Below are 13,536 nucleotides of genomic sequence, written 5' to 3' on the forward strand. Positions count from 1 at the left end.
CACTATTTAGCCCTCAGGTTTAATTCAAAGGTTTGCCTTATTTTAGGATGCGCTAGCAGCCTTGCTGTTTCCTGATAAACAAACTGGTCGTCTCGTTCTGGTAGCGGCTTGTTGAGTGTAAAGCGTTCTACAATTCGTCCAGGGTCAATATCAAGCAGTAAAATCTGATGGCTTAACTTGACGGCTTCCATAAGGTCGTGGGTAATAAATAGGATTGATAAACTTTGAAGGTTAACGAGCTCTATTAAAATGCTTTGTAGCTCTTGTTTAAGGCCGATGTCTAGCGCTGAAAATGGTTCGTCCAGATAGAGTAATTCTGGTTGAACGACTAAGGCGCGGGCAAAAGCAACTCTTTGGCGCATACCGCCGCTTAAGTCTTTAGGGAATTTATTAAAATCCGCTTCATCTAAACCAAAGCGTAGAGCAATCTCTTTGGCTTGAGTATGTCGCAGGGCTTTTTTAACGCCTTTTGCTTTAAGGCCAAAGGCAATGTTATCTAGCGTGGTTTGCCAGGGGAGTAGCCGGGCATCCTGAAAGGCAAAAGAGAAGCTTTCAAACGTGTTTTTGATGTCTCCATCTAACACATCTAATAATCCTGCGCATAAGTGAAGCAGTGTTGTTTTTCCACCCCCGCTAGGGCCGACAATAGACACGACTTGCCCCTTTTGTACACTAAAATTGATATCGCGTAATATCTCAGCAGGACCAAACCGGTGATTAAGGCGGCTGACTTCTAAGCTGCTTGTTTGGGTTAACTGCGCCACTGTTCAACCTCCCGTTTGATGGGTTCCATTAATAGGTATTCAATTAGTAGCAGCGATGCAACCATGATCGTGACCAACGCTAAGGCGGTTGCAGTATCGAGTTGTGAGCGACTGATCGCTAGCGCAGAACCAATGCCACTATTACTGGCGAGCAGTTCGGCCATAACCACGACTTTCCAACAGGTGCCTAGTGAGACACTCCATGCGGGGAAGACATAGGAAAAAATATGGGGGAAATAAATATCGACTATTTTCATCCGTAGCGGCACTTTGAAGATATTGCTCATGGTGTTCAGATCATTTTCAAGTGTTCTGGTACCTTGAAGAGCCCCTACAAAAACCATAGGGAACGAGGCAATGACAATGGTGAATACTACTGTCATGTCACTCATGCCGAACCACATCATCGCCAATACAATCCAGGCTATAGGTGGCATCCCCATTAAGATGGTTACGAGTGGTCGACTCATCATTGATGCCGTTACAAACAAACCAGCTAATAAGCCTAATGTAGTCCCTAATACAACCGATATGAGAAACCCCCACATGGCTCTTTTTAAAGAGATCAACAAATCTGCCTGCAAATCACCATTTTGTAACAACTGCCATAACGTAGAAAAAGCTACTTGGGGAGAGGGTAGAACCAGACTTCCATAGGCCTGGTGTCCGAATTCCCAAAGCGCAATAAATAAACAGATACTGGCAATGGCTCCCCAGCCACTCCAAAGGTAGCGTGGGAAGTCTTTTAGAATATTAAGGAAGGCGTTCATTCTGTATAGTAAAACGAGTTGTCAGGTAGCGTCCCGCCAATAAGAGCAGGGGTTTCCTGATGTAATATAGAAAAGAAATGCTCTAATTCTGGTTTTGCTTCGGCAGCAGAAACAACGCGTATTTGGCTGACTTTAATAGAGTCTGAAATAGCTTCTGGTGTTAGCATTTTGATCGTTTTTCCAATTAACTGTCCAGCTTCATCAGGGTTGTCTATGCACCATTGCGTGGCTTTTTTATATTCGTCTTTAAACCGTTTAATCTCATGGTTTGAAAGAGAACTATTGATAACAGCCATGCCTGCTTGTGGGATGCTATGTTGCCGCTTTAAAAGTCGCCCCCACTCATCTTGCAAATCTACACTTCTGTAAAGGTCGGGTGCAATCACACTCACGGGGAAAGATTGAGTTTTGCGTAAGGCCATTGATATTGCAGGCTCGGCTAATAAAGCGTGATCCACCCGGCGCATGATTAACAACTGCATTGCGTCTAGTGGGTTGGCAACATAGCGTAAATTAAAGTCGGTTTTGGGGTTGAGTCCTGAAGATTTAGCCAATGTTGAAAAGATAATATCCGGCATATCTCCTCTTAATGGCATGGCAATTTCTTTGCCTTTAAAATCTGCGATGGTTTTGAGGGTGTTATCCCTTGAGACCATCCAGAGTATTCCCCAGACCGATACGTTTAACAAACGAATATCAGCTCCTCGATTGTATAGGTTAGCCGCCACGTTAGTGGGGGTTGCTATAAAATCAACGTCACCGTTAATAGACATAGCACGCATTTGGTCTGGGGTTCTCCATAGTTCAAATTTGAGGTTGTCTGTAATATCTGCAAGTGCCCCTGAAGACACCATGCGCATTAGCGGGTTGGAAACGCTGGCCATAGGGCCAGCGAGTGTTATTTGTGGTCGCTTTTCTGCAGCATTGGCTGAAGAAAAAATGGCTAGCAGGCATGTGATGCATGCGACCTGTAACCACATAAAACGATGGTTTACCATGAATAGGTTGCCCCTACAGAAAAGCTGAAGCCCTGACCAGGAAGGAAGGTCGGCTGGTTAACATCTGAAATGCCACGAATTACATAAGATGTCTGGTAAGTCTCATCGTTAATATTATCTAAATCGGCGTATAAACGGAATGCATCTGTGGCTTTATAAGATGCTTTTATCCCTAACAGCATAAATGCATCTTGAACTTGCGTATTTGAATGATCGACATAGGTATCCGATGGCTGCCAGCGCATGTTTGGCGCGATCAGAATCTTATCATTGGGCTGGTAAGCTAATTCGACATAACCGAGATGCTCAGGGATACCGGCTATTTGGTTCCCGCTATAAATACCGCCATCAAAGGTAAAATGGCTGTAGTTGTAGACAATATTAGTGTTTAAGCTGTCTCCGCCCAGTAGCAAGTTGTTTCCCAGATTGGTATTGAAACCTAACTCGACCCCCTGATGGGTTGTGCCATCGGTATAGTTAAGTGTTTCTGCGTTTACAGCAAACCCGGTCACCAAGGTGATGAGTTCGTCTTCTACTTTTGAGTGGTAGTATGTCATTTGCCATGATGTGTCTTGCCATTCGCCCTGAGTACCTAGCTCAAGTGTCCAGGCCGTTTGTGCTTTTAGGTCTTTTAAAACAGCGCCTGACGCTATTTCGGCATCAGTAAATGGTGGCGAAGGTGGGCTGGTTTCACCAGGCACAATAAGAGCCCCAACCGTTCGGGTAACCAGATGGTTGAATGTTGGCGCTTCCATGCTTCGACTCAGGTTAGTAAAGAAGCGTACAGATTCATCTGCTTCATAAATCAAACCCAATTTAGGGTTAAACGTATCAAAAGACAGGTCTTGGTTAACATCTGCAACGACTTTGTCAAAACCTTGGGAGGGAGGGGTAGAGGCGGTTCCTTTGATGTCTCGTTCGTAATGCAGCCATTGAAGCCCTGTGACTAACTGCACTCGCTGGTGAACCTTGGCGGTATACTGCATATTTAATGCGACATTGTTGGCATCCATATCCAAATCTGCAAACTGGAATAAACGCGTGCCATCTTCTGGGTTGTTAACCCAGTATTCGGTGGGCATGCTTCCTTGATTGGCGGTTAACGAAATAAGCAGATCGTCTTGTGACGTAATCAAGTCACCCGTTGTGTTGAAGGCGTATTGGATACCAAAATTATCAGCTTCGACAACGGCATGAGATAATGGGTCGGTAAACACGTCATCTACTGTTTCTGCAAAAACACCCAATTCGTGGTCTGTATGGTCAAAACTCATGCGAGTGGTGTTTGCTAGCCTGAACTGCTCTGACTCTCTGCGAGGGTTGCGCTTGTAAGCATTAAAAACACCATCCCAGCCTCCTCGTGCATTCCAGCCAAAAGACGGATGATTAACAGCCGGAGCTGGCAGGGCAGAGGGTGGGGCATAAGCAGAAGCATAACCGTCACCTAAAACCGCTTCAGGGTGATCAAGTGCTATACCTTTTTGCACAACGAATGGGATTTGGAAGTAGTTATCGGTATAGTTAAAATATGTTCTGTTTTCTATATTATCGTTAATCTGGTAACCAACATTAAATGCTAAATCAATGCGTTCGCTTTCGCTATGGTTACGAAAACCATCAGACTGAGCTTGGCCGCCACTGATGTAATAATCCCATGACTCATTTGCGCCACCCACGCCAAAATTCCCGTTTAAAAGGCTGTTAGAGCCACCCTCTGCTTGAACAAAGTTGTTGCTGTTGAGACCTGTTCTAGGAATCATATTGATGGCCCCGCCTAAAGTAGCGCCACCATACTGGAGTGCATTGGCTCCTCGATATACAGAAACATAACGCATTTGTTGCGGTGCCAATAGACCGATAATAAATGAACCGTCGGCTTGGTTAAGAGGTAAACCGTTTGATAATAGCTGCACACCACGGTTTACCGGGTTATCTTGTATGCCAGACCCTCTTATATTAAGTCTGGGTTGATCGTTCCCGCCAAAGAATTCTTGCATAATAATGCCGGGCTCATTACCCAAAACATCACTGAGTGTCGATTGACTGGTTGTAACCTCACTTAAATCTACCAAGTTAGTGCCGCCAGGGACATCAAGGAGTTGGTCGTTAAGTAATGTTTTGTCATACTGCCCAGCCCCTTTTTCGCCTTCGATGATGAGGTTAGATAAATTAACGGGCTCTTCTGTGCTTGTTTCAGCCGCGTATAAATTTCCAGCCGATAGCATGAAAAGCATAATATAGCTTATTCTGGTGTGTTGCTTGGTGACCTTCAGTGAATGCATTTTGGGTTCCGGCTAATAAGTTGATTATGTGACAACTCAAATGATAATGATTATTGTTTGCATTTAATTGATTTTAGTCAAGAGTATTTCATTTGCCATCACATTAATGTGAGTGGAGGCATTGGGATTAATTACCGACAACTTGAAAAACAATCTGATTAGTTGCTCTTTGTTATTATCTGGCTGATCTCACTGGCTTTTGTCTGCAGCTAAAAATAATATTGGTTCCAGCATGTACACAGACAGGGAGAACTGTTGGCTCTATTAGTTTGGTTGATATCCCGCGTTTTGAGTATTGCTTTCTTCCTACAGCATTTTTTTTCATTGAGCCTTTCCTGAACCGAAAAACAAAAAAATGGTATATCTATAGAGACAGTAGGACATCAAACGGTGCCTATGGATACCAGGTTGCTCAGCCCCGCTTTTATTATTTCAGGCCATTTTGTTAGATTAGGGCAAAATCGATTTCAAAACGAGAGTGGTACAGTATTTCTTTGCTCAGTGGAGGCACTGCCAGTAGTACAGTTAAAGTATTAATTAATAAACCTATTGACATAAGATGACAATTAAATGAGAATAATTATCATTAAGATTTGTTGCTGGGATTATTTTATCAAGTCTTCGCAGCAAAGCTTGTCGTTCGGCCGGCTAATGATCGGGCAAACGATCAAAATGCTTTGGGGACTGGTCATCTTCAAAGTGGTAGGAACAAAAGGATTTGTTCTGAAACGATGGTGGTGATGTGTGCTTTCTCCTAACAGGTCTATTGAGTACGCATCACCATCATCAAAGGACGCGCTCATCACTCAATGGTTGAACGCTAACCTCTGTTGGGTAGGGGGTGAGGGCGGTTGAAGAAAGGAAAGGTTATTTAGTATTATTGTCTTGCCAGTTAAGCTCTAACTGGTCTTTTAATGCAAAGCGATCAAAGTGGCTTTTTACGGTTTCCAAGATGGCGTTCAAATCATCTTCTGTTTGAGCTTCGCAACCAAAGGTCAGGGTTTCATTGGTGGCCGTGATGGTGCATGTGCCCATGTCAAAGCGTACTATCCCTGTCAATTCATCCCACTCTGCTGGAACACGGTGGGTGAAATGTTTGCAGAGTTTATGGATATACTTGCTGCCTAATGGTGTCGTAACGGTGCCTGAAACGTGCATAACTAACTCCAATTCAATAATAGACTAGCGGGGGAGGGCTTTATCTGCCAAAACAATGGGGAATCCTTTTGAGCATGCCTCTACGCGGCCTTCAATGCCATAAGCCTGCGCCAGGTGTTCAGGCGTAAGTTGGTCTGGTGTGACCAGCGCCAATACGCCACGGGGCGCTAAAATTAATACATAGTCGCAAAAGCGTAATGCCAAATTAAGATCATGACTGGCTACCAGCGCAATAGCGTTCTCATGAGTGGTTTCTTTACGAATGGCTTCTAGCACATTTAACTGCCAATGAAGGTCTAGCGCACTGGTGGGTTCATCAAGTAGCAATAGTTTGGGTTGCCGAACCAATACCTGTGCCAGTCCAACCATTTGGCGCTGGCCGCCAGACATTTCACTTAACCGTTTAAGTGCGAGATTACGAATACCCAGTCGCTCAAAGGTGTTCTCAATAGCATGTTCAACCTGTTCCGCAGTCAAGTCGGTTCTGACGGCACGACAGGCGCTATACACGACCTCATAAGCCACTAAACTAATCGCTTGAGGAAGCGCTTGTGGTAGATACCCTAACGTTTTAATCAACTCCGCTCTGGGCATAGACGACAATGCTTGTTGGTTAAATTGAATGCTCCCGGAATAGCTCACCAGCCCAGCAATCGATTTCAGTAAGGTGGATTTCCCCACGGCATTGGGGCCAACAACGGCCACCACTGCACCCTTGGGTAATTCAGGAATAGTGATATCGGCGATAACGGTGCGTGAGCCGTAGCCAATGTTTAACTCAGAGATTGAAAAACTCATACCATTGCGCCTCGACCACGACTCATAATCAAAGAAATGAACAGTGGGATGCCTACCAGCGCTGTCACAATACCCACCGGTAAAATAACACCGGGTATTAATGCTTTCGATGCGATAGAGGATAAAGACAATAGCAACGCGCCTGCCAAGGCACTGCCGGGCAAGAAGAACCTGTGGTCTTCACCTAGCATCATTCGGGCAATGTGAGGGCCAACTAAGCCGATAAAACCAATTTCGCCTACAAATGCTAACGCTATAGCCGTTAATAAACTGACGCGTAGCAGCACCAGTAAGCGGATGCGTTCGACATTGATGCCGATACTGCGCGCCTGATCTTCACCTGTTCGTAATGCAGTGAGTGACCAAACATGGCCGACACTCCATATCAGGCAGATAACAAATACCACTGTGACGATGGCCACTTTATCCATACTTGCCCGTGCCAGGCTGCCCATCGTCCAGAAGACTATTTGTTGCAGTGAATTGGCATCTGCCACAAATTGAAGTAGCCCTACTACGGCGTTTAGACCAAACATTAGAGCAATACCAAACAATACGACGGTATGGATGCTAGCGCCTAGCGTGCGGGATAAAATTAGAATCAGAATAGACGCCGCTGATGCAAACACAAAGGCTGATGCCGGTAGTAGTACATTGAAGCTAAGCCCTGTCCAGGATAGGTCTAGTACAATAACTAAAGATGCCCCCAAGGTGGCCGCAGCCCCCACACCTAAGGTAAACGGACTGGCGAGAGGGTTATTGAGTACCGTCTGCATCTCAGCACCTGCCAACCCCAAACATGCCCCTACTATCAATGCCATTAAGGCATAGGGCATGCGTACATCCCAGATAATGACTTCAGTGGTTGGGTTATCAATACCATAGACCAAGCCTGATAACACGTCTAAGATACCGAGTTGTGCCGGACCTGTGGCGATATCGGTGATCAGTGATAGCACCAACGCTATTACGAGTACCCCTAACAGTAATACTCGTTTCCATATAAACGCATTGTACTGACCAGAAAGTGTATTTTTTGTATTAGGCGTCGGGTTGGCCAAGGCGGTCATTGTTGGTTTCCAGTGTTGTCAGGCATAGTTGTGACGAGAGCCATAGGTTTAGGAGGGTGCTTATTTAGACTCACCCAGTAGGTTCCCTTTACCGGGAACGGCTGAAAACGTCGGTATAGTTCATCTAAAGTAGCTTTCGGGTCCAGCGCCTGAAACGTGTCTGGATACAACCATTTGGCAAATACCTGAACCGCTACAACATTGAGAGGCGTGTTATAAAAATGGTGCCAGATGGCATAGGCTTGCCCTTGTTTTACGGCTTCTAATTGTTTTACTCCCCGAGTATTGGACGCCGACAGCGCATTGTTAAAAGATGCCCTTGCCACGTCTTCTGACACATCAGACCCCAATACAATATAAGGAGGGATATTGTCGGCGTGTGAAGTGTGGCCTGCGGCCCATGTATCACTTGATCCGACTGCCGTAGCAATATAGACCTGCGGTTGAAATGTCAGCAAGTACTCTAGATTCATAACGCCTGCTGCGCCGGGAACGATGGGTTTAGCAATGTTATTAGCGCTCACGTGATCAGAAAAATCCGCCATCATTCCTCGCACCATTGTTTCACAGCACATATCCATTATGCCTACTCGGCTATGAATAAATACGCTGGGAGGTGCTAGTGAGCTGTTTCGTTGCGCTAAGCCATCGGTTACACGCTGTAATTGTTCACGGTAGAATTGATTAAACGCTTCTGCTCGCTGCTCTTGTCCAAAAATTTTACCGAGCAGTGCAATACTTTTTGGGGTGTTTGCCAACGGGTTTTTGCGGAAATCAAGAAAAACGACTGCAACGCCTGCTTGCTCCAATTGTGTTACTACGTGTGCATGCCTCGCGGTGGGTCCATGGCCTTCCAAGCCAAAAATAGCAACCTCTGCTCTAAGGGTTAATACCTGTTCGACACTGAAAGAGTCTGCAGAGGTATGACCAATCAGGGGAATATTTTCAATTTCAGGAAACCTATCTTGAAACTGTCGGTAAGTGCCGGGCGCCGTTAATTTAAGGTCTGCCAGCATGCCGACGATTTTTGAAATCGGATCTTCTTCCACAATAGCTAATGCAGGTATGTAGCGGCTTTCGCCTATAATAATTCGCTCTGCATTGACTGGAATAGTCACTTCACGTCCGGCCAAATCGACTACGGTACGAGATGCTGAGGTCTCTGCTAAACTAATGCCACTAAAAACAGAGAGCGTAATAACTAACCATAGTGACTTGGTTAAGCACCTAAATACTGAATACATTAATTTACAACTCTATGAAGGCCGCATTCCTCTCGGAGTGCAGCCCTATTTAAATTAGACTTCAGAATAAATAAAAGAGCGCTTTCGGAATGATAGCGAAAGGAAGTACGCACCACTCCAAAAGCAACTCCAAACTAAAGTGTTAAATGCGCCATGCAGCGGTTAGACGAATATCTCGCCCAGGTTCGGGCTGACCTGCAATGCTTTCATAACCCGGTGACCCTGAAAGGTCTTCAGAGCTTGCATGATCAAGATACTGTTTATCAAAGATATTCTTAACCGTGAGTGTTAATGTAATATCTTCACTTGACGTTGGTAGCCAGCGTGCATAGATATCATGTACACCATACCCTGCCTTACTAAAGTCAGAAATAGGGTAGCTTGGGTCATTCCAAGCGTCATTAACGGAAATATCAATACCTTGAACGAATTCAGCTACCCAGCCAACGAGCAAGTCATTATTAATATCATAAGAGATATCAGTTACGACCTTGTTACCCATTGATGTAGCGGTTGAACCGGTTATGTAGCGGAAAGCATCCTGACTATCAATTTCGGTATCTGCGCTTATAAAGCTAAGTGCAGCTGTTAAGTTATTCCAAGCATAGTCCGCTTTAATGTAGAAACCCGTGGTCTCGATATCATCATCAGCATTTGTATAGCCTTTGGTGAGAACCGCATCTTCTATGGTTAAGGAATAAACGCCTCCAGATAAGCCAAAGTTTTGGTAACCATAATCAAACCCTAACTCATAGTTTTTAGATGTTTCCCCTTTCAAGTCCGGGTCTCTAACGTTACCGTTTGCTCCGTAGACTAAAGAGCCATCTCTTACAGTAGGTCCACGAAAGGCTTGAGCATAGCCTGCACTAATACTGAAGTCTGATGTGATATCGTAGTTTGCACTAATATTCGGGCTTACCGCGCTATCTTCAAGGTTTTTGGCTGCGGCCTCTTCATCGACTTCATACTCATCATAACGAGCACCTGCTGAAAGCGTCAGTTCATTTGTGAGAGTAATAACATCCTGAAGATAAATACCTCTGACTTCACCGGTTTCTTTGCCGTTATAGGTGCCATCAAGCAAGCCTGCATAACTACTTTCATCATCACGGTAGTTGATACCGTAAATTAACTCATGACTGGCAACCAAACTTGTATTTTGAAGTGTCAAACCATAGCTTTCTACAGTCTCAACATCTATGTTGGAAAATCGACCCGTACTGGTGCGTTGCTGTTCATTATTCGTGTTATAAACATTGAACATGACATCAACAAAATCATTACTGACAGAATCAAATTCATAATTAAGAATGGCGGTATCTCGGGTTACTTCCGTAGGCGTCTCATAACTTGTGCCTGGAGTGACGATCCATTCGGGGCGGAAAGGCAAGTCGCCTTCTTCCTTAAGCCTTTCATAACTTACAGATAGCTTCTGTTCTTCGGTCAAGTTAGCAACCAGTTTTACATAGCCATTTAGATTTTCGCTATTGGTACCGAGAATGTCATCACCGTTACCATCTTCTAAATAGTCTGAGTCAGAACCGATGACGCTTGCCAAAACACTCACGGTATCAGACTCATCGCGGGCAAAAACGGTTGTTGATACTCTATAGCCTTCACCGTTGCTGTAGTAAGTACCTTTGACCAGCCCGCCTGCTTGCTCACCGGCATTTAGTAGGTCACCTGGGTCTTTAGTGACAAAACGAATCGAACCACCTAATGCACCAAAGCCTGCTGCTGCGCTACCTGCGCCTGCTTCAATTTCAACTTGTTTTAATAGCTCAGGGTCTATAGCTATGCGACCTGCGTGGTGGAACGCCGCACCGGCTTGTTCAGCCCCGTCAACGGAGATATTTAATTCATTTTCGCCAATATTACGAAGATAAAGCTTCTGACCAAGGCCTACTGCACCGCCTGCATTCACTTGAGGGTCTAGTTGAAATATTTCGCCTAAGCTAGATGCGGTTGTTTTTTCAAGGTCTTCTGAAGTTATCAGGTTGTCGATACCGCCTGTAGCCTGACCCTTAATCACGATCATGTCGGTGTTGCGAACGTCTTCTGTCGTTTCATGAGCGATGGCTTGTGTGGTATCAGCTTCCTGAGCCATGGCTTGTGTACTTATTGCACCGGCTATTGATACCGCCAGAAGGCTAAGCCTGTGTTTATGAGTGAAATGTGATAACTGGGGCATTACTACTACCTCTGTAGATACTTAATTGATGTTAATGGGAATCATTATCATTTGATTGGCCTGTAAAATACAGAGCTTTTACAATTGTTACATTTGCCCTCTAGGGATAAGAATTGATATTTCTAACCCACTGCCTTCAAGATTTTTGGCTGTGACTGACCCGCCAACGGCCTTTATATGACGTAGAGTGAGTGCTAACCCCAGGCCAAATCCTTCTGGTGTCTTGTTTCTGGATTTATTAACACGGAAAAAGGGGGTGAAAATGTCAGAAAGGTGTTGTTCGGGCACCCCTGGCCCTTCATCTTGGACCGTTAGGTAAAAGTGCTTATCTTTGGCTTCGAGGCTAATTTTTACTTGGCCGCCCTGGGGGGTGAAGCGGAGTGCATTTCGTACAATATTCTCAATAGCCTGACCGATTGAGCGGTGGTTGCTTTGGCTGATTTCAGCATGTTCGGGAAGTTGGCAGGTTAAATTGTGATGTGGGAATTCGAAGTGTGCATCTTCTGTGATGCTATCGATCAGGTCGACTAAGTCGAGAGTTTCTTCGTTGAGTAGAGGGTTTTCGTTTTCTAGCCAAGCCAGTGTCAGCATATCTTCTACTAACTTGCGCATACCTATGGATTCTTTTCGTATGCGCGAAATCGCTTCTTTGGCCGTGTTTTTTCGCTCAGCACTATCAATGACGAGCTCTATACGTGCAAGAGGGGTTCGCAATTCGTGTGAAAGGTCAGCGATTAATTGGCGTTGTGTAATGATTAGTTTGCCGGTCCGTTCAGCCATACGGTCAAAGGTGTCTGCCAAGGCGGTTAACTCATCATTTCGTGCACCCAGACAAGAGCGAACACGTACGTCAAAGTTGCCTTCGCTAAACTTTCTGGTCGCACGTTCTAGTTGTTTTAGGGGCGACATGACATGGTGGTAAAGTATTATACTTAGAATAATAAGGAGCCCGAGAGGCAGGGCGACTTGAAGGATAATGTCGGCACCTTTCCAGTAAGCACCGGGGCGCATCCGTTGTGGTAGTCTGATAAGGAAGTGGGTGTTGCCGCTTTCGAAGGTGATATCCATAACAGGGTTTTCCTTGAAATATAAATGTATCTTCCATTCCACTGAGCGTCCAAGGCTGAACCTTTCTATATATTGTGAGGGGATTATGCTATTCGCGAGTGGTTCAATATGAGAGCTAACCACCGCTGCCCAAGTCTGTTCTTGTTCTTGTATTGTTGTTAACCAGCGCTCTAAGGCGTCCATATCATTGCTTAGGTAGAGTTGTTCGGCATGTTTTCCGTAACTAATGAGTGTTTCCTGGTGTTCTTTCGCGATAAAACTCATTTCATGTTCAGTGAGTAGTGATAGCACATTGATGGCCCAGAAAAGCGCAACAGACCCTACCGCAATGGTGCCACAAAGCTTCCATAACAGACGTTTGTTCATACGAAGCTGTATCCTTTTCCGTGAACAGTTTGTAGGCGGTCGGCTGCTATACCGGCTTGGGTTAACTTGCGTCTTACCCGACTAAGGTGCATATCAAGGCTTCGGTCATAGGGACTAAATTCACGCTCGAGAACTAGCTGGTAGAGGTATGGTTTGCTTAATACTTCATTCTGGTGGGTTGCTAGCATCCACAATAGCTTAAATTGAATAGGGGTCATGGTGATGGGGTGTTCTTTTACACTGACGCTTAGGTGCTGGCGGTTAAGGTGTAGTGAGTCAATTGTGAGTTCGCAGCGAGTTGTGCTGGAATCTTTACTTTTCAGGGTTCGTCGCAGCAGAGCATCAATACGCAGTAGAAGTTCAGTCGTGTTGAATGGTTTTGATAAATAATCATCAGCTCCTTTGCTATAACCCGTTATTCGCTCTTCTTCGGCCCCGCAAGCCGTTAGCATCATGACTGGAGTTTGGTGGGTTTTTCTGAAGGTATTGAGCAGCGTAAAACCATCTATCCCAGGCAGTAAGACATCTAGCAATATTAAGTCAAATGGCTGTCTAACAGCTGCAATTAAACCATTGTTACCGTCATAGCATTGATCAATACTATGGCCTTTCTCTATTAACAACTCTGCCACCTGCCGGTTTAGCGTGTTGTCATCTTCGATGATGAGAATACGGGCGCTAAGTTTTGTTTCTATCATAAATTGACTACCTGCTTAGACTGGAGTGAGCGGTCGTTTTTGGTCGCTCCGTCTTAACATTATTGCAAATACTAACACTGTTGCAAATGCTAATCATTATCATTAGTATTATCACCCTTTTTTAGTTGT

General features: G+C 44.9%; 11 protein-coding genes. All 11 read right to left on the reverse strand.

Features of this window, described 5'->3' with window-relative positions; all coding sequences use genetic code 11:
• Nucleotides 1–2: 2 nt before the first annotated feature.
• Nucleotides 3–764, reverse strand: coding sequence for an ABC transporter ATP-binding protein (locus tag NKI27_RS04730; protein WP_265048538.1), 762 nt, complete (start codon nt 762–764; stop codon nt 3–5).
• Nucleotides 752–1,534, reverse strand: a complete 783-nt coding sequence (locus NKI27_RS04735; RefSeq protein WP_265048539.1) for an ABC transporter permease — start codon at nt 1,532–1,534, stop codon at nt 752–754. The genes NKI27_RS04730 and NKI27_RS04735 overlap by 13 nt, the downstream gene beginning before the upstream one ends.
• A complete protein-coding gene (locus NKI27_RS04740) occupies nt 1,531–2,532 on the reverse strand; it encodes an ABC transporter substrate-binding protein (RefSeq protein WP_265048540.1) in 1,002 nt (333 codons plus the stop codon). The genes NKI27_RS04735 and NKI27_RS04740 overlap by 4 nt, the downstream gene beginning before the upstream one ends.
• Nucleotides 2,526–4,814 carry a TonB-dependent receptor family protein gene (locus NKI27_RS04745; RefSeq protein ID WP_265048541.1) on the reverse strand — a complete coding sequence of 763 codons (2,289 nt, stop codon included), beginning with the start codon at nt 4,812–4,814 and terminating at the stop codon, nt 2,526–2,528. The genes NKI27_RS04740 and NKI27_RS04745 overlap by 7 nt, the downstream gene beginning before the upstream one ends.
• A gap of 867 nt (nt 4,815–5,681) precedes the next feature.
• Nucleotides 5,682–5,972, reverse strand: a complete 291-nt coding sequence (locus NKI27_RS04750; protein ID WP_265048542.1) for a DUF2218 domain-containing protein — start codon at nt 5,970–5,972, stop codon at nt 5,682–5,684.
• Nucleotides 5,973–5,996: 24 nt separating this feature from the next.
• A complete protein-coding gene (locus NKI27_RS04755) occupies nt 5,997–6,770 on the reverse strand; it encodes an ABC transporter ATP-binding protein (protein ID WP_265048543.1) in 774 nt (257 codons plus the stop codon).
• Nucleotides 6,767–7,840 carry a FecCD family ABC transporter permease gene (locus NKI27_RS04760; protein ID WP_265048544.1) on the reverse strand — a complete coding sequence of 358 codons (1,074 nt, stop codon included), beginning with the start codon at nt 7,838–7,840 and terminating at the stop codon, nt 6,767–6,769. Before NKI27_RS04760 ends, NKI27_RS04755 begins: the two co-directional genes overlap by 4 nt.
• Complete coding sequence (locus NKI27_RS04765) at nt 7,837–9,084, reverse strand: TroA family protein (protein WP_265048545.1); 1,248 nt, start codon at nt 9,082–9,084, stop codon at nt 7,837–7,839. The genes NKI27_RS04760 and NKI27_RS04765 overlap by 4 nt, the downstream gene beginning before the upstream one ends.
• Before the next feature lie 142 nt (nt 9,085–9,226).
• Complete coding sequence (locus NKI27_RS04770; protein WP_265048546.1) at nt 9,227–11,275, reverse strand: TonB-dependent receptor domain-containing protein; 2,049 nt, start codon at nt 11,273–11,275, stop codon at nt 9,227–9,229.
• Between the two features lie 87 nt (nt 11,276–11,362).
• A complete protein-coding gene (locus NKI27_RS04775; protein WP_265048547.1) occupies nt 11,363–12,709 on the reverse strand; it encodes a sensor histidine kinase in 1,347 nt (448 codons plus the stop codon).
• The gene (locus NKI27_RS04780) at nt 12,706–13,407 is read right to left on the reverse strand and encodes a response regulator transcription factor (protein ID WP_265048548.1); all 702 of its coding nucleotides are present in this window, start codon (nt 13,405–13,407) and stop codon (nt 12,706–12,708) included. The genes NKI27_RS04775 and NKI27_RS04780 overlap by 4 nt, the downstream gene beginning before the upstream one ends.
• Nucleotides 13,408–13,536 lie beyond the last annotated feature (129 nt).

It is taken from the genome of Alkalimarinus alittae, from assembly GCF_026016465.1.
GTDB lineage: Bacteria > Pseudomonadota > Gammaproteobacteria > Pseudomonadales > Oleiphilaceae > Alkalimarinus > Alkalimarinus alittae.

Excerpts from the sequence above, each read along its gene's own strand:
- NKI27_RS04735 (WP_265048539.1), bottom strand. The coding sequence starts at position 1,534 with ATGAACGCCTTCCTTAATATTCTAAAAGACTTCCCACGCTACCTTTGG.
- NKI27_RS04740 (WP_265048540.1), bottom strand. The coding sequence starts at position 2,532 with ATGGTAAACCATCGTTTTATGTGGTTACAGGTCGCATGCATCACATGC.
- NKI27_RS04745 (WP_265048541.1), bottom strand. The coding sequence starts at position 4,814 with ATGCATTCACTGAAGGTCACCAAGCAACACACCAGAATAAGCTATATT.
- NKI27_RS04750 (WP_265048542.1), bottom strand. The coding sequence starts at position 5,972 with ATGCACGTTTCAGGCACCGTTACGACACCATTAGGCAGCAAGTATATC.
- NKI27_RS04755 (WP_265048543.1), bottom strand. The coding sequence starts at position 6,770 with ATGAGTTTTTCAATCTCTGAGTTAAACATTGGCTACGGCTCACGCACC.
- NKI27_RS04760 (WP_265048544.1), bottom strand. The coding sequence starts at position 7,840 with ATGACCGCCTTGGCCAACCCGACGCCTAATACAAAAAATACACTTTCT.
- NKI27_RS04765 (WP_265048545.1), bottom strand. The coding sequence starts at position 9,084 with ATGTATTCAGTATTTAGGTGCTTAACCAAGTCACTATGGTTAGTTATT.
- NKI27_RS04770 (WP_265048546.1), bottom strand. The coding sequence starts at position 11,275 with ATGCCCCAGTTATCACATTTCACTCATAAACACAGGCTTAGCCTTCTG.
- NKI27_RS04775 (WP_265048547.1), bottom strand. The coding sequence starts at position 12,709 with ATGAACAAACGTCTGTTATGGAAGCTTTGTGGCACCATTGCGGTAGGG.
- NKI27_RS04780 (WP_265048548.1), bottom strand. The coding sequence starts at position 13,407 with ATGATAGAAACAAAACTTAGCGCCCGTATTCTCATCATCGAAGATGAC.